Genomic DNA, 16478 nt, shown 5'->3' with positions numbered 1-16478 from the left:
GCCGGGATCTTTAGCTGACTGGCTGAGCAGCCGCACTCTCGAGAAGCAGAATATCGCGTTGATATTCATAGAGTGCGTTGATGTATGCCTTATCAATATCAATTTTTGCCTGAAAGGCATCGAGCAAATGCAGAATCGTCGTCTTTCCCGAATGGAAGTCCTGCTCCACCCTATTGAACAAGGCTTCGCTGGCCTCGAAGGCACCCGCGCGGTAGGTCTCGACCAGCAGACGGCTTTGCCCTAAATGCCGATAGACCGTGTTTATTTGGTGATGAACTTCATTCACGGTCTTGCGCAGGTCGGCTTCTGCAATATGCACTGTGGCGGCTGCTTCCTTGATGCCTCCCTGATTTCTGTCGAACACGGGAATAGGCATGCCCAAATTGATGGTCCATTGTTGCTGGTTGTCAGGTCCTTGAGGTCCCTGGACATTGTACCCGAGGTCCACCGTTACATCCGGGTACTGGTTGGCTATCGCCAGCTTCGATTCTGAACGGCGCTTGGCCAAGAGCAGACGCTTGGCGCGAAGATCCGGTCTGGCATCCTCGACGCGCTTCTTCAGAGCCACAATATCGGGGGCGATCGGCTCGAACGTCAGATCCGTCGTCAGTTCTAATTCCGTTTCCGGTGAGAGGGCCAAGAGCAGGAGGAGATCGGATCGGTCCGAATCAATCTGTTGAATATCCCGGATAATATTAGCATGTGTTTTAACCGCTCGAATTTGAAGGCGGATTAAATCCTCCGGATTTTGTGTCTTTGCCAATGTACCACCTAGTTTCTCGATAGCACCATTGATCCGGCTGGACCTCTGTTCATCATCCTCCAGAAGGCGATGCCCCACTTGAACCCGATAATAGGCATCCTTCACGGCAAAACTGAGTTGTCGAAGCGTATCTTCGAATCCGGCTTCGGCTGATTGCGTCCCGAACTCCGCACTTTCAACACGGAATCCGCGTTTACCCGCCACCAGAAACAGTTGACTGATCACGGGCATAATTCCTCCGCATTTACTCAGGTTACAATCCTGGGTGTACGCGCTGAGGGTATTGATGGAGAGTTCGGGATTCGGGAAGAGGCCGGCGGTAATTCGTTTGGCCTTGGCGGTATCAATGCCATATTTGGTTTGAAGAAGATCCAGATTTTGACGGAGAAACAAGGCAATCGCATCATCCAAACTCAGACGCAGCACCGTGGAATTCTGCTTCTTCAAGCTCTCCTCCCCTGTTGCAGCCACCGCTGGATTCAGACTCAAGACCCCCGCGATGATCATCACCATCGTGAGAAACCATGTCTCCCCGCACCATGTCCATCCCCGAGTATCTCTCACCGGATAGGGATAGGGTGTAGCCCAACCTCTGGTCATGCGTTTCCTCCCTCCTGACAACTCACCAAGCAAAAGATCCCTTCTCGTGCCTGCACCACGCTTCCCCCCTGCGCGTCGACGCGCGACAGGACATACATGCGAGGGCAGATTTCACGGGCAGGCTAACCCGGGCTGTCGTTCTGGTCCAACCCAATATCCCCATAGCTACATGGCGAAATACATGGCGCCAGCATAGCTCAAATATTCGGTCCGTTGCCACATGCCATAGACCCAAGAGGACTTTCTTTACTGCCAACATTTCTTTTGCGTCCGCTGTAATTATTGACAGAGACTCCCGGATTAACACGTTGGCCATTCAGAGGCTTGGTAGCGACGTACATTGAACGACATGAACCATACGTTCTCTGAATGTACTTATTTGGGATGTTTCCCTGAAATTGCTAAGGTAGTGGTCTTCCCCCGAATTTACGGACACATCTAAAAAGCCTCATACTAGGCAAGGAGGTGTGTCATGGAGCAACGGAGAAAGTACAGCCAAGAGTTTAAGCAGGAAGCCGTTCAACTGACCAAACAGGCCGGTGGGGCGATTACCCAAGTGGCGAAGGCTTTAGGCCTTAATGCGGCCATGTTGGGGCGGTGGTGTCGGGAGGCCGGACGGCGAGGGGCGAAAGCTTTTCCAGGCACTGGGATGCCTCACGATCAAGAGTTGGCTCGCCTCAAACGTGAATTGGCCCTGGTCACTCGCGAGCGGGATTTTTTAAAAGAGGCGGCAGCGTTCTTCGCCAAGACCTCCCGATAAGGGATGCCATGATTCAACGTTGTCGCACCATGTTTCCTCTGCGTCTGATGTGTCGTCTCCTCCACGTCTCCCCGAGTGGGTTTTATGCCCGGCAGCGCCGCTCTCCGAGTCCCTGGGCTCAAGACTGTCAGCGCCTGACGGCCGCCATTCGCATCATCCATGCAGACAGTGATGGGGTCTATGGGAGCCCGAAGATCTGGCAGGTGTTACGCAGGCAAGGCGAGGGCTGTGGGAAACATCGTGTTGCCCGTTTAATGCAACGGGAGCGGTTGCGAGGGATTCCTGCTCCCACGCGTTGGAAACGGCGGAGATCTGGAGACCGACCGGCTGGAATCACGAATCAGTTGGCCCGGGATTTTTCAGCCCCAGGTCCGAATGCCAAATGGGTGACGGATATCACCTATATTCCCACGCAAGAAGGCTGGCTGTACTTGGCGGTGGTGCTCGATTTGTTCTCTCGGCAAGTGATTGGGTGGTCGATGCAGCCACAACTGGGACGGGACCTGGTCCTCCAAGCCGTGCTGATGGCCGTGTGGCAGCGGACGAGTGCGGCCCCTGTCATCCTGCATTCCGACCGAGGCACCCAGTATACCTCACAGGAGTTTCAAGCCTTTCTCCAGGCTCATGGGATTGTCAGCAGTATGAGTGGCGTGGGAAGTTGTTATGACAATGCCGTGGCAGAGAGTTTCTTTGGCCTCCTCAAACGAGAGCGAGTCCATCGGCGGCAGTACCAAACCCGGGCAGAGGCCCGCGCCGATATTTTTGACTACATTGAGCGGTTTTACAATCATCAGCGGAGCCACTCCTTTACTCAGGGACTGGCCCCGAAGAATTTTAGGGAGCAACACGATCCACAGTCTTCTTTAACCCGTCCGTGAAACTGGGGGAAGACCAGTAGTGTTCTTCTTAACTGTACAACGTACTAATTTTCCTTACACATAAAGGAGAAATACTTTCATGAAGATGAATATTCATCGCACAACCCTGATGTTGGTCATCTTTCTTTTCCTTTTACAGGGATGCGCGGCCACGCAACAACGACGAGACGTAGTCAAAACCGGTTTTCTGAGTGCGAGTGAACAATCCATGCTCACAGAAGGGAAGGGTGACCATGAGGCCCTGCTTCGCTACATCAACCCAGATGCAGACTGGCGTTCCTACGACAGGATAATTCTTGATTCCGTGGAGGTCTGGAAAGACAAAGAAACGAAAGATGTCTCTCCCGAGAAACTTCAAATGCTGACCGATTTTGCCTATAGCCACCTCCATGAGGCCTTGACCAAAGACTATGCCATTGTGGGCCTACCCGGACCTGGCGTCATGCGTGCAACCTTTGCCATTACCGAAGCGGAGGCTTCAAGTCCGGGGGCGGATGTGGTGACGTCGATTATTCCTCAAACCAGAATCCTGACCGGCGTCAAAGGCCTGGTCGTGGGCGGCAAGCCGGGCTTTGTGGGAACGGCCGGTATGGAGGTCAAGATTACTGACGCCCAGACCGGAAAGATTCTCGCGATGGCCGTCGACCGGCGCGGGGGGACCAAAGATCTCAGCGGAATGACCAACGAATGGAATGATGTGGAGAAAACTTACATCTATTGGGCGGCCGCTTCTCGCTATCGGTTGTGCATGCTGCGCGGTGAATCGAATTGTGTAATACCTGAAGCATAGAAGATACCGGCATACCGACCGAGTCGAAGTTGGGCGGAACCTTGCGAAGAGTCGGAAAAACTAGCGTTGTTCGTCTTAGGTGCAGGGTGCCTTCAGGTCGATAAGGTGGTGCAACGCTCGGACTTTCCTACTTCATTGATCCCAGAGTAAGAAACACATGCAGTTGTCAGACACCGTCGGAAACAATTGAGATTTCACCAGCACTGACAGAACACCCTGGCTCATATCTCCGGAGATGGAGCTTGCCCTGTAGTCATTGGCAGGTATTCATCCTGTTGCCGTCATACCCGCGGTTTCAGGCGGGTACCCATCCAAAGGAAAGCCTAGATACCAAAGGTTGTCGGGAATGACGAAGAAGAGAGATCACGATTTACCCGAAAGAACAGTAAAAGGTCTTCCATTTTCGACACTCAACATGATCCCCTTTCATGAGATGCTGTCTGGGAGTTCATGCCTCAGATTTTCAGGCATAAAAATTCATGGAATTTTTTTTGTCCTGGAAACACTTGCTACTCCCCACGCACTTTTGTTATCTATTATCCCTTTTTTGTCATTGAAAATTTGAATTATTTATAGTCGCGGACGGACCTTTACTCCTACCGTTTTCTCCCCTTACACATAATCCGAATATCGTTTCCGCGTTGAATCATGAACATTATTTTTTATGTGGGTGGTTTCCTATGCGCGGTATTGATCATCCTTTGGGGCTGTTCCGTATTTACCAACGCTGTTGAGTGGCTGGGGAAACGGACCAGCACTTCAGAAGGTGCCGTGGGTAGCATTTATGCGGCGTTGGGTACGACTCTACCGGAAACGGCCATTCCTGTTAGTGCATTCTTTTTAACTGCGGGTGCTCCCAAAACAGATGTGGGAATGGGCGCGATTCTTGGTGCTCCCTTCACCCAGAGTACGCTGATTTTGCCAATCCTGGCGATCCTGCTTTTGGTGTTCTCTCGATACGGCAGACGTCCACCAACCTTTAAGCTGAATGTCCTAGCGGTACGAACCGATTTGCGTTGTTTCCTCCTGGCATTTAGTTTGGGAATTGGTTGCGCCTTTCTCACTTATCGCTGGCTGCACCTGGTTGGCGCAGTATTTTTAATTGGTCTGTATGTTTTCTATGTCGTAAAAAAGCTTTCCGGTCAGTCCGGTGGAGATTTCAATCCCGTTCCCCTGATTTTTGCACGAAAGACCACACTCCCTTCCTACGCGATCATTCTTTTGCAAGGAGTGGTTGGCGTCACAACCTTGATTTTAGGCTCTCAAATCTTCGTGTACGTGGCGGAGAATCTCGCATCGACCTTAGCGGTCTCACCACTTCTTCTCACCTTATTAATTGCCCCACTGGCCACGGAGTTGCCGGAATTAGCCAATAGTGTGCTCTGGCTCCAACACCGAAAAGATACCCTCGCGATTAGTATTATCACCGGGGCCATGGTGTTTCAGGGGACCATTCCTGTGGCCATAGGACTGGTGGGGACCGACTGGAACCTGGACTCTCAAGCTCTGACGCCAATGATCCTGGCGCTCTTGGCTATGGGCGTATGTTATGTCCATTTGAAATGGCTTGGACATTGGCGGCCATGGCTGTTGAGCGGAAGCGCCATACTCTATTTCGGATTTCTTTTCTCTTTGTGAGTTGGGGATCCATTACATTCCGCCCTCAAGGAGGTTTCAATTCTCGCGCGCGAAAATACTTTTATACAGACAGGTAATGAATAGTGTGGTAGGTATTTAGTACACTGCCGAAATTTCGGGTTCCCTTAACCACTTCAATAAGAGGGCAACGATGGGACTTAATTTACTCCTGGTCTTCATCCCCATTGCAATAGGACTGGACTGGTATGAAGCCAACCCCATTCTTGTCTTCATCGTCTCGGGCCTCGCCATTGTGCCCTTAGCCGGGTTGATGGGGCGCTCGACGGAAAACCTGTCGGTCTACATCGGGGCCACCCTGGGAGGATTACTGGCCGCCACAATGGGAAATGCCCCGGAATTGATTATTTCGATCTTTGCCTTGAAAGCGGGGCTGTACGATGTGGTCAAAGCCTCAATCACGGGATCCATTTTGGGAAACCTGTTGCTCGGCATGGGGCTTGCGATACTCCTCGGCGGTCTTCGCCATAAACAACAAAAATTCAATGCGACGGCGGCCGGGATGAGTTCGGGACTCTTAACCCTCGCAGGTGTCGGACTCATTGTCCCTGCTCTGTTTCATTTCACTTCCAAACAGGAAACAGAACTCAGTACCGAAATCGCCGTTGTGCTCTTCATCGCCTATCTCCTCAGCCTGGTGTTTACCCTGAAAACTCATCAGCATTTATTTCGCACGGAAGCCGAAGAACCGATCGAAGGGAGCGCACCACAAAAAGAGGAAGAAAAAGAAGAGGTATGGAGTAAAAACAAAGCCATTGGAATGTTGGCCGCCGTGACAGTGGGCATTGCCTTCATGAGCGAAATATTAACCGGAGCGATTGAACCCGCCGCCGCAGGCATCGGCCTCACTCCCATCTTTGCCGGTGTGATTTTTCTGGCCGTATTCGGGAATGCGGCAGAGCTGATGAACTCGGTGCGGTTCGCCAGGAATAATCAAATGGATCTGGTCATGGGCATTGCCGTCGGGGCGAGTATTCAGGTGGTGATGTTTGTGGCGCCGATGCTGGTATTCGTCAGTTACCTTCTCGGCCCCAAACCCTTGGATTTGCTTTTCGTGCCATTTGAAATTGCGGCCATTGTCATCGCGATTCTCGTCAACGGGAACCTCACCAAAGATGGAGAATCCCACTGGATGGAAGGCGTGATGTTATTGGGAGTCTATGTAATTTTGGGCATTGGATTTTTCTTTCTCCCGATGTAGCCAGGCAAATCCATGGCAAGCTTTAACACAGTCCTCTCCACACACTTTCCGAAGGCGATACCCCAAGAGGATTTTGTCAAACGCTCTTATGATCTCTTGCAGGCTGAAGGCTTCCGGGCTGAAAATACCATTGCCTTCGTCAGCCTGTGCCGGGATGAACTGACATTGCCCTTCGTCGAGGACGTGAAAAAAACCTGGGGAGAAGCCTTTATTTTTTCCAGTCTGGGCGGCATGCTCTTTCTGGGAAAGACCGGATTTTTAGCCGCGCAACACCATGCGCCGAATGAAGATGGGCGTGAACGCTATGTGTATTTTGCCCTGCCGCACATCGGCGTGGATACACAAGGCGAAATTGGTCGCCATGATCGTCCCGGGCGTTTGCAACCGTCCCATGCCTGCGGGGCATTGCACGGATTCCAAGCTGAACTGGCCAATCGGTGCGTCTCTTTGGGAATCGATCTTGATGACATCGAACAAAGCCTGCTGAAGCAACATCTCTTTCGCAAACTCACCTACGGTGACATTCCGGACCTCCTGAGTCTGACGAAAACCGCGTATGCTGTCATTCTTGAGGAACTTGAAAGAATGATCCAATTAACCGTTGATCCCGTGCAGAATGACTATGCAGTTCTCACGGGCATCCAAATTCATGGGCCCCAGGGCATGGAGTATATCTGGCCTGGAGAGACCTACTGGGTTCGCGACGGAAATCGACATACCATTGTTTTGGAGTAGAGTGAATGCGCCCGGCAAAAACCTAAGTGTTAATACTTTAGTGACGAATTTGGAATATGGAATGTGTAATTCCCTGAAAACCTCACCTATTTCATGAAAAATCCCTTGCAAAAAATTTGATTTTAATTTAGAAGTAATCGCTGCGTGGAAAAGGTGTGAATAACCATTTCTTGAAGGAGGGTTTGACAAATGGAAGCTGTAATTGGCGGTGCGGTTGTTGGAGCAGTGGTAGGAGTAGCAGCCCCGTCCCTTCTGTCCGGTTTCGGTGGAGTATTTCGTCCTTTAATTAAGGAAGTTTTAAAGGGAGGCATTGTGGCCTATGCCGCCGTTTCGGAAATGGTTGCTGAGACCGGGGAACAATTCAATGACATTGTCGCTGAAGCAAAAGCAGAAATTGCTAAACCAGCAAAAGCCAAATCCTCAAAATGAAGCAGAAATAGGTTAGACCATGTCTCAGCCAGATAAAGAAGATTCTGCCTCAACGGACAACCCGCAATCCGAGGACGGTTCCACCGGAATTTCCGGTGCATTTCGCCCATTAGTCAAAGAGCTTGTCAAAGCCGGCCTTGTGGCTTTCGACACAGTCTCCGAGAAGACTTCAATGGTGACGAAACAATTCAATGAACTTTTGGAAGAGGCACGCTCGGAAACTCTCAAAACACCCTCCCCTGACAGTACCCAGGGAGGAACGAATAAAAAAGCCAGGGGAAGTAAAACCGGGAAAGCGAAGTATGGCCCGGGGAAAAGCTGATGCCAACCGACAAAAGGGACAAAAGGCCAAGGATGAAAAGAGATGAATCAGGAGAGTGATGCTCAGATTGTTCATGCCCTGCCCGGTCGGGTGCGTCTTAAGCTTCACCGGCTGAAAAACAACATTGCGAATGCTGCTGAAATTCAACGCGACCTTCTTGAAATGTCGGGAATGAAACATGTGGCGGCGAATACCCAAACAAGCAGCCTCCTCATTGAATACGGCCAAAATATTGTAGAAGTCCTAGGCCTCCATTCTTCTGTTGCGTCCTTCTTAGGCTTACCTCTCTCCAATGTAAAAACACCGTCAGGAAAAGTTCCCGCTCAGAAAAGCACACGACATCCTCAAAAACAGCGCGAACAGACAAGGCAAAAGCATCCAAAAAGGCTTTACCAAAGAAGCCTTTAAAGAAAACACGAGGCAAATCCTAGATCTAACAATAGTGGGTATACCAACCCGGTTGATTCATCCCACGAGATGAAAAGCGACTGAAAAATTGCGTCCGGATTTCAATTGGTTTCCCTTTTATTTCTCATCTCTTCTGCAAAGGATTTATCATAATGAGCACCCCCTCGGCTTCCATCGTCCATGCTCTCCCCGGCCGTCTTCGATTAAAATTGTCGGGATTTGAACAACACATTGACTCCGGAGAGGGGATCGATCTCAAACTGTCCAGACTGGACGGGGTGGATGAAGTTTCGAAAAATCCAGCGACAGGGCACCTCATTCTTCACTATGACCAATGTCAGGCTACCAATCCGAAGTTCTTTCGCATGATCGCGAAAACCCTTGGAGTTTCACCCAAGGATATTTGCATCGACAATTTCAACACAGCATTAGGGGAAGCAGAGCATGACGAGAGGAACGGGAATGGCGTGGAGCCAGCTTCCAACAGAAAACCTGTGACATTACCTGCCACAATGCCCAACATCCTGGCCTCCATTGAGGTCGTCCACTCACTTCCAGAGCGAGTGCGTCTTCGTGTCCCTGCCTTGCAGATTCGTGCCCAGCTTGCCGATGCCCTCCCTATCTTTTTACAGGACCAGGAAGGCATTCAGGAAGTCAGTGTTAACTCCAGCTGCTCGAGCGTCACGGTGACCTTTGACTCGATCACGTGGAATGGAGAAAAGTTATGTCACTTTCTCCGGGGCTTTCGGCATGAAGAGATTGAGGCTTACCAGCCCAAACAGGTCATGCAAGAACAGGAAGAGAATGCCGTCGATGAGGAATCTGGCCCGGAACTGTGGTATTCAAGCACCGGAATTGCCATCGCTCTGTTCGTTGAACCCCTAGCTGCTATCGCTGTTCCCGCCTTCCTCCTGGCTGCCGCACTGCCGATGCTCAAACGGGCCTACCATTCCGTCGCGGTTGAGGGGAAACTCAATGTGGATGTTCTCGATGCCTCTGCGACCGCTCTGATGTCGATACAAGGCGCCTTTCCCATGGCGACCGGTATGGTCTTTTTAATCAATGTGGCGGACTATATTCGTGACCTGACGGTGTTACAGTCCAAAAAGGCGATCGAAGAAGTTCTGGCCTACCAGAAGACCCGGGCTTGGGTCATTCGGGACGGTCAAACAATTCAGATTCCTGTCAGCGAGATTCAACGCGGAGAAACCGTGGTGGTCTTTCCCGGGGAACGGATTTCCATAGACGGGACTGTCCAATCGGGTAAAGCCCTGGTGGATCAGGCGACCTTAACCGGCGAATCCATGCCGGTCGAAAAAAATACCGGCGATCCGGTCTATGCCGCTACAGTCCTCCGTGAAGGGGAACTGTACATTCAGGCTGAGCAAATCGGCGATGAAACAGAGGCCGCTCGAATTGTGCGGTTGGTGGAGGGCGCTCCCGCCAGAGAGACCAAAATTCAAAACTACGCCGTGAAATGGGCCAATGACCTGGTCCCCTATAGTTTTGGCCTCGGCGCGGTCGGCGCCGTGATTGGCGGCGGTATTCCCGGCGCAGCCGCGGTGTTGATTGTGGACTATGGAACGGGAATCAGAATCGCGGCTCCCACGACAGTCCTGTGTTCCATGACCAAGGCGATCCGCCATGGCATTTTGATTAAAGGCGGGCGCCATATGGAAAATCTGGCTGAGGTGGATGCCGTGGTCTTTGATAAAACGGGCACCCTAACCATGGGACACCCCGACGTGGTGGACATTTGCCCACTTGGCTCATTCTCAGCAGATGAAGTCCTGAGCCTGGCAGCGGCTGCGGAGAATCGACTGACACATCCTGTGGCCCAAGCGATTGTCCGGGCAGCGCAGGAACGTGGGCTGATCATCTCGGAGCGAACCACCTCCGACTACACCCTGGGGCTGGGTGTTGAATCAATAGTGGACGGTCGAATCGTGCTGGTTGGGAATCACCGGTATATGACCGGACAACGCATCTCTCTTTCGAAAAAAATCAAAAAGCAAATCAGCGAATTAGAAGACCGTGCCGTTTCTCCCCTCTGTGTAGCCGTGGACGGGAAACTCGCAGGCTTGTTGTCCTACACCGACCCTATCAGGCCGGAGGCGGCTGACGTGATTCACGCTCTCAAGGAACGCGGAATTAAAGAAATCGTCATGCTCACAGGGGACCATGAAAAAGTCGCGAAACGGGTGGCCCTGGATTTAGGGATTGACCGCTATATTGCCGAAGTCTTCCCCGGCCATAAAGCGGATGTGGTGAAGGACCTTCAGCGACAGGGATACAAGGTGGCAGTCGTAGGAGATGGAATTAACGACTCACCGGCCCTTGCCTTTGCCGATGTCGGAATTGCCGTGGAGGGGGGAACCCAGGTGGCTCAGGATACGGCCCATGTGACCTTGTTACATGGAGGCCTGTGGAAAATTCCCGCAGCCATTGATATTAGCCGCGAAGCCATCAGCTTGATCCATCAGAACTGGAAAATAATTTCTATCCCGAATACCTTTGCGCTGGGATTGGCCTGTATTGGAATTCTCGGACCCATCGGTGCCACGCTACTCAGTAATGGTTCAGCCATCATTGCCACCTTGAATGGCCTTCGACCCATTATGGGGAAGCCTGCCGAACCGCCACGGACCATACGGGTTCTGGAATCACAGGTTATAAAAAGCGATAGTTGGGAAAATGAGACAGCAGAAGAACGTCAGCAGGTTTCCGAGAAAGAACTCATAGAGCTTTCCGCGTAAGGCAAGGGATTCAGACCTGAGGAATGTACCCGGTTTTTGTCAGCTTGGCCGGGTTCAGCCTTCAGGATACAACGCAAATTTATTCAAGAAGGGAGTAAGAATTCATGTTACCAATCATTGGTGGTATAGTCGTTGGTGCGATTGCAGCGGTAGCAGCCCCATCACTTATTTCGACAGTTACTTCGGGGGTGCGGTCCATGGCCAAGGAAGCCATGAAAGGGGGAATTGCAGCCTATTCAGCGGCATCAGAATATGTTTCTGAGTCAGGGGAACAATTTCAAGATCTGGTCGCTGAGGCCAAATCTGAAGTCAATCAGGAAAAGAAAACAAAAGGCAAAGGGTAGCGTGTTCCAAGCTGGAATAATAAAGGACACCAAAAAAAATTCAAAAACGAGGAGGGTTCAATGGAGACAGGTGTTGCAGGTTTGGTTTGGGGTGCAATCGGATTCGCGGCTACGGCTGCGGTGGGGTATTTTTCTCCCTATATCATTTCTGGTCTTCAGCAAAGCGTTCGCCCTGTCATAAAAGGAATCGTCATGGGAGGGTTGATTGTGGAAGCCACCTATTCCGACCTAGTCAGTGAGGTTCAGGCGGAATTGACACATTCATCGTCATCATAATTTTATGGCATCCCTATAGGTCGATGTCCCAGATTTCTCGGCCTGGAATTCTTCACATGATTTTACAACCTGCCATGGTTCCGTTAGAATTCCTTGGTGAATTGAGGGTGAAATTTTTTTATCTAAAAGGAAATTGATATGCCAAAAAGGGCAACTAGCAGAACAGAGACTGAATCATTGAGTGACGCAATCGCCGGAAGTGGCAAGGAGGCACTAGGAGGCCTCGAGGGAGCCATTACCTCGCTCACAGGTGGGATTTGGGAAATATTTCACGAACATCCCAATGTCGGTGGGACCTTAACCGGAGGGGTGGGACTGGCTGCGGCAATGACCTTTGGGGTCGGAGAGATAGCAGGAGCTATGATTGCCGGCTATCTCGGTTACCGAATATTCGCCTATGGGGAATCGTTCACCGAGGCTATTGAGAAGACCATCCAGTTCAGGGAAGGCAAGCTCACAAAAAAGGACCTATAATAATCAATTCGTTTTGAATACCAAGGACTGTTGACTATGGCAGTCTGGCTTTATACCTTCACAATAGTCTAATTTGGGTTGTTCAACCCCAAATTTGCCCTACCTTCGATCATCATACCAAATTCCGAAAGGACCTTAGTCCTTTTCACAACATAAAATTTTTTGGTGAAAGATACTTTGCTGATCCATAGTCTTCTTCATTTTTTCACTTTTCCATGAGGTCATTGGATATAAATTGGCAATACCCCTCTCAAGAAGGACAATGGTAAATAACATCACGCCCATTCTCTGTGGGGTATTCAGAAATAATCAAAGGAGCACCCGGTGTGGGTTCGCTAATAAATGGAAAAGCCTGGTATTCTTGAGAAGAGAGAATTGCCTCAAGCACTGTATGAAGTGAAGAGGAATGCGTGTCGGAACGACAATCACCCCCAAAAAGGAGGAGTCAACGTGAAAAAGACATTTTATAATTTTATGGGTTGGCTTTCGTTGGTCGTGGGTGCGGTCCTGTTTATCATTCCAGGATTGCCGGGAGCGCCGGTTTTGCTTCTTTCCAAATACTTCTTTTCCATCTAATGTGGAAGAGGTCATGCTGTTGCCCCTAAAAGGCAATGGACGGTTCAACCATGCGAATTCAAAGGAGGTGATGCCATGTCCTTTCTGTCTGAAATTCTCGCGTCATTCCTGGGAGTGCTGGCGGCTTTTACGGTCTTAGGTGCCTTAGCGGTTTAGACCTTTGGGGTCAACACTCAAGAATCCCAAAAACCCAGAGCCCCATGCCAAAGGCATGGGGCTCTTTTTATTCAGATTGCAAGAACCTGTTACGAATACAACCGGAGAGAAAAGAGAGAGCCCGGAGGAGGATGCTCCATTTCGGAGTAAACTCACAGATGGTATATCCAGCCGCACCGAAAAGATACCAATTTCGCAAACTGCGTTGTGACTCGGATTGAGATTTGGAATAAAGAGCCAATCATTTCAATCTCGATTCTCTTCGTAATGCTCCGAGCCGGAGACCAAGCTGAACCAATGCAATTCCAGCCATAATGCTGACGACCAGGTAGGTTATTCCGATCCAAATCTGATGTTGCTCCAGCACCAGGAGCACCAATGTCCCCCAAATGAGCGTGCTGAAGGTGGACATCCCACCCATCATCCCTGTGTTATAAAACAATTGAGTCTTTCTCTCGATTGGACCGTTTTTTCCGGTGAGTGCCGTGACGAATCCAATAAAAAAAGCCGCAGTCAGATTTGCCACAAGTATGGCCGTAGGGTAATGGTTATGGAAATTCATCCCCGCGAACACCATCGTTTCCCGCATAGCTGCCCCGATGGCTCCTCCCAAAAATACCAAGATCATTTGGTGAAGCATGAAAACCGGGATTCCTTATACCATTCCGGACGCAAACGCTGCCCCAAGCAAGGCGGCGACGAACGCCAAGACAATGGTCCCGAACAAATATATCAAGGCGAGGGAGGCCTTTTGGGAGTGAATGAGCTTGGTCGTATCGAGAGCCAGGGCGCTGAAGGTCGTATACCCTGCAAGGACTCCCGTCAGGACGAAGGTGTTGAAGGGATGTCCGAAGCGTTCCGTCCAGCCAAAGTCCAGAAACACGGCAAAAAACGCTATCAGAAACGCTCCCGAGATATTGAGCAGGAAAGTCGCCAGGGGAAACGTCCCACCGTACCATTTGCCTATGGCGACTCCAACCAACCAACGCGCAAGCGAACCGATTCCTCCTCCAAGAGAAGCCAAGATAAGGTCCGATCCACGCATGCGTCAAAACATTCTCTCAGCCAGGAGAGGTCGCAGATACCATTTCAATGCCAAGGAAATTTCGGAGGAACGGCGAAGCCGGTGACCTGGGGCCGCACCAATGACCAGAATTCTCGTACCTTCGCGCGCACGGTACTCGACTCCTTACCGATTACCTTATAGATCAATCCGGCATCATTGGGTAACCGGCTCACACCGGCAGCCCACCCCTCCTCGCGGCTCCAGGCTGCGGCCACCCGCGCCTGGATCGCCTCCGCATGCTCGCGAGGGGTCAGCAAAATAACGTTTCCAAAAACGGTGAAATCTCCCATGACGCCCAACCGGGACGGTTCCAAGCGGCTCGGCTCAATCAGGAATTTTTCAACGAACAGCTTCGTCCCGTCCAATCGCTCTCCCGCAACCGTGGAGGAGAACAAGTCAAACTGGAATAGTTCGCCGTCGCCATAAAACTGACGTCCTCCCATCAAAATCTCCGAGTAGAGCAGAGTGGCTGTTGAGGCAATCCTGATCCGGGTGCGGGTATGAAAGCGGGAATGTCGAAATGGGATGATTATATCAGGGAGATATTCCAGGTACGCGCCCTCCTCCAATGTCATCTCCTGCGTCTGTCCAGCGTAATTCGCGTCCATTTCATGAATCTTGGTGGCCGCTTGGGATGTGATATGTCCGCAGGCATCGGGCCCGGCCGAAAATTCCATCGTGTAACGATCCCCCTGGAGAATACCACCGGAGTTGGTGATGATGAACACCACAGGCAGGTCGGGCATGCCCTCATCACAGTACAGGGCCTTCTGCACCAGGAGCGGAGCCCTTCGCTCCGAGAATGCCAGGATCGAGCGATCACGCCGGGCCTCGAAGCGCAGACGCAAGAGGGCATCCTTGCCCAATGCACCACTTGGTAATTGCTTCGGCTGGTCTTGATACGGAGCGAGTTCCGGGGCTAACACCCTCATACCTTCGGTTCCACGAGATTCAGGTCGAACAGTGCATTTTCCTTGATCAGCTCGACCAGCTGATCAATCCCCTCCCCGGTTTTGCAGTTGGTAAACACGAATGGTCGGTCCCCCCGCATCAGGCGGGAATCATGATCCATGACGTCGAGGCTTGCTCCAACGTATGGGGCCAGGTCCGTTTTGTTGATCACCAGGATGTCCGACTTCGTGATCCCCGGTCCATTCTTGCGAGGAATTTTATCCCCGGCGGCGACGTCAATCACATAGATAAAATAATCGACCAGGGCAGGGCTGAAGGTCAGAGTCAGATTGTCACCACCACTCTCGATCAGGACCACATCGGTTTCAGGGAACCGTGCTTCCATATCCTCGACGGCAGCAATGTTCATACTCGGATCTTCGCGAACCGCCGTATGCGGACATGATCCGGTTTCGACTCCCAGGATACGATCCTCTAACAGGATACCCTTCAGTGTGCGTTGGACGTGCTTGGCATCTTCGGTGGTCACGATGTCATTGGTGATAATCAGAATACGCCCTCCCATATCCATCAGTTTCGGTGTGATCGCCTCGACAATGGCCGTTTTGCCGGATCCAACAGGGCCACCGATTCCTATCCGTGTGATTGTCTTCATGCGTGTTCTCCTTACTCATCAATTCATAAACATGCGTACCTTGGCCTGCACATGCGAAGATGCCAGAATGTCGATCACCGGCGCGAAGGTTGCCATGTCCTCAAGTGAGCTGGTGGCAATACGTTGGTAGGCGACCCCGGCTTCGGAGTTAATCTCGAAGAGGACAGCCTGGGCATCCAGGTAATGCAGCTTCATGAGGCGCAGCGATGCAGCAAGCATCATACTGGCCAGACCATACTGGTGCACCGCGAAGGCGTCCTGCTCCGAAAGCCCAAGCGAGGCAAAAACCAGTGCCTGGCCAATCGGGTAACAGCCTGGCGTCTCATGAGCCGTAATCCGGCACAGCCACGCACTGGCAATAGTAGGCCCCACCACGCGATCAGCCATCTCCGCCAGCTTGCGGCCCATACGCACGGTCATCGTTCGTATCTCCTCGTTCAGCTTGCGATTAAAGACCGCATGGTCCGCCTGGTCGATCCGGGCATTGTCGCCCGCACAGGCTGCGCGGAACGCGGCAAGCACCGCGATGCCGTCCGAGGTCGCTGCCTGGTCGATGGCGATTCGCACAAACTGTCGTAGCGATGCGAGGTCGTGCACCACCCCATGCTCCACGGCCGACTCCAATCCATTTGAGAACGTAAATGACCCGACCGGCAGCACCGAATCGCCGAACTGCAGAACACGCATCAGCTCGGAGATGGTCAGCATGATCGTGTTCCTA

General features: G+C 51.5%; 20 protein-coding genes. 14 read left to right on the top strand and 6 right to left on the bottom strand.

Annotated features, from left to right (window positions below; all coding sequences use genetic code 11):
- Window positions 1–10: 10 nt before the first annotated feature.
- Window positions 11–1363 carry a TolC family protein gene (locus tag PJI16_04315; protein MDT3776783.1) on the bottom strand — a complete coding sequence of 451 codons (1353 nt, stop codon included), beginning with the start codon at window positions 1361–1363 and terminating at the stop codon, window positions 11–13.
- Between the two features lie 472 nt (window positions 1364–1835).
- On the opposite strand from PJI16_04315, the gene PJI16_04310 reads away from it, so the two are divergent.
- The 14 genes from PJI16_04310 to PJI16_04245 all read left to right on the top strand — a co-directional run bounded on the left by PJI16_04310 (window position 1836) and on the right by PJI16_04245 (window position 12968).
- Window positions 1836–2123 (top strand): transposase, encoded by a 288-nt coding sequence (locus tag PJI16_04310; GenBank protein MDT3776782.1) that lies wholly within the window; start codon window positions 1836–1838, stop codon window positions 2121–2123.
- A gap of 8 nt (window positions 2124–2131) precedes the next feature.
- Window positions 2132–3001, top strand: a complete 870-nt coding sequence (locus PJI16_04305) for an IS3 family transposase (GenBank protein MDT3776781.1) — start codon at window positions 2132–2134, stop codon at window positions 2999–3001.
- Between the two features lie 79 nt (window positions 3002–3080).
- On the top strand, window positions 3081–3791 hold the full coding sequence (locus PJI16_04300) for a DUF3313 domain-containing protein (protein ID MDT3776780.1): 711 nt from the start codon (window positions 3081–3083) through the stop codon (window positions 3789–3791).
- 648 nt (window positions 3792–4439) lie between these two features.
- The gene (locus PJI16_04295; protein ID MDT3776779.1) at window positions 4440–5429 is read left to right on the top strand and encodes a sodium:calcium antiporter; all 990 of its coding nucleotides are present in this window, start codon (window positions 4440–4442) and stop codon (window positions 5427–5429) included.
- Window positions 5430–5580: 151 nt separating this feature from the next.
- Entirely contained in the window at window positions 5581–6648 is a 1068-nt protein-coding gene (gene cax, locus PJI16_04290) for a calcium/proton exchanger (protein ID MDT3776778.1), read from the top strand.
- 12 nt (window positions 6649–6660) lie between these two features.
- Window positions 6661–7383, top strand: a complete 723-nt coding sequence (locus PJI16_04285) for a hypothetical protein (protein MDT3776777.1) — start codon at window positions 6661–6663, stop codon at window positions 7381–7383.
- 189 nt (window positions 7384–7572) lie between these two features.
- The gene (locus PJI16_04280; protein ID MDT3776776.1) at window positions 7573–7812 is read left to right on the top strand and encodes a DUF5132 domain-containing protein; all 240 of its coding nucleotides are present in this window, start codon (window positions 7573–7575) and stop codon (window positions 7810–7812) included.
- Between the two features lie 19 nt (window positions 7813–7831).
- On the top strand, window positions 7832–8134 hold the full coding sequence (locus tag PJI16_04275; GenBank protein ID MDT3776775.1) for a hypothetical protein: 303 nt from the start codon (window positions 7832–7834) through the stop codon (window positions 8132–8134).
- Window positions 8135–8176: 42 nt separating this feature from the next.
- Window positions 8177–8542 carry a hypothetical protein gene (locus PJI16_04270; protein MDT3776774.1) on the top strand — a complete coding sequence of 122 codons (366 nt, stop codon included), beginning with the start codon at window positions 8177–8179 and terminating at the stop codon, window positions 8540–8542.
- A 152-nt stretch (window positions 8543–8694) separates the two neighbouring features.
- Window positions 8695–11298: a heavy metal translocating P-type ATPase gene (locus PJI16_04265; GenBank protein MDT3776773.1), complete on the top strand. Its 2604-nt coding sequence runs from the start codon at window positions 8695–8697 to the stop codon at window positions 11296–11298.
- A gap of 104 nt (window positions 11299–11402) precedes the next feature.
- Window positions 11403–11642, top strand: a complete 240-nt coding sequence (locus tag PJI16_04260; protein MDT3776772.1) for a DUF5132 domain-containing protein — start codon at window positions 11403–11405, stop codon at window positions 11640–11642.
- Between the two features lie 60 nt (window positions 11643–11702).
- Entirely contained in the window at window positions 11703–11918 is a 216-nt protein-coding gene (locus tag PJI16_04255; protein ID MDT3776771.1) for a hypothetical protein, read from the top strand.
- A gap of 138 nt (window positions 11919–12056) precedes the next feature.
- Window positions 12057–12392 (top strand): hypothetical protein, encoded by a 336-nt coding sequence (locus tag PJI16_04250; protein ID MDT3776770.1) that lies wholly within the window; start codon window positions 12057–12059, stop codon window positions 12390–12392.
- Window positions 12393–12842: 450 nt separating this feature from the next.
- Complete coding sequence (locus tag PJI16_04245) at window positions 12843–12968, top strand: hypothetical protein (protein MDT3776769.1); 126 nt, start codon at window positions 12843–12845, stop codon at window positions 12966–12968.
- Window positions 12969–13365: 397 nt separating this feature from the next.
- Here PJI16_04245 and PJI16_04240 read toward each other — a convergent pair whose 3' ends face one another.
- The 5 genes from PJI16_04240 to PJI16_04220 are packed head-to-tail and all read right to left on the bottom strand — an operon-like array spanning window position 13366 to window position 16465.
- On the bottom strand, window positions 13366–13764 hold the full coding sequence (locus PJI16_04240; protein ID MDT3776768.1) for a CrcB family protein: 399 nt from the start codon (window positions 13762–13764) through the stop codon (window positions 13366–13368).
- Between the two features lie 15 nt (window positions 13765–13779).
- Complete coding sequence (locus tag PJI16_04235) at window positions 13780–14169, bottom strand: CrcB family protein (GenBank protein ID MDT3776767.1); 390 nt, start codon at window positions 14167–14169, stop codon at window positions 13780–13782.
- 44 nt (window positions 14170–14213) lie between these two features.
- Window positions 14214–15122 carry an urease accessory protein UreD gene (locus PJI16_04230; protein ID MDT3776766.1) on the bottom strand — a complete coding sequence of 303 codons (909 nt, stop codon included), beginning with the start codon at window positions 15120–15122 and terminating at the stop codon, window positions 14214–14216.
- Complete coding sequence (gene ureG / locus PJI16_04225; protein ID MDT3776765.1) at window positions 15119–15757, bottom strand: urease accessory protein UreG; 639 nt, start codon at window positions 15755–15757, stop codon at window positions 15119–15121. The genes PJI16_04230 and ureG overlap by 4 nt, the downstream gene beginning before the upstream one ends.
- Before the next feature lie 18 nt (window positions 15758–15775).
- On the bottom strand, window positions 15776–16465 hold the full coding sequence (locus PJI16_04220; GenBank protein MDT3776764.1) for an urease accessory protein UreF: 690 nt from the start codon (window positions 16463–16465) through the stop codon (window positions 15776–15778).
- Window positions 16466–16478: the final 13 nt, after the last annotated feature.

The organism is Nitrospira sp. MA-1, assembly GCA_032139905.1.
In the GTDB taxonomy this organism is placed as follows: Bacteria; Nitrospirota; Nitrospiria; order Nitrospirales; family UBA8639; genus Nitrospira_E.
This window is presented reverse-complemented; position numbering and strand designations above follow the sequence as displayed.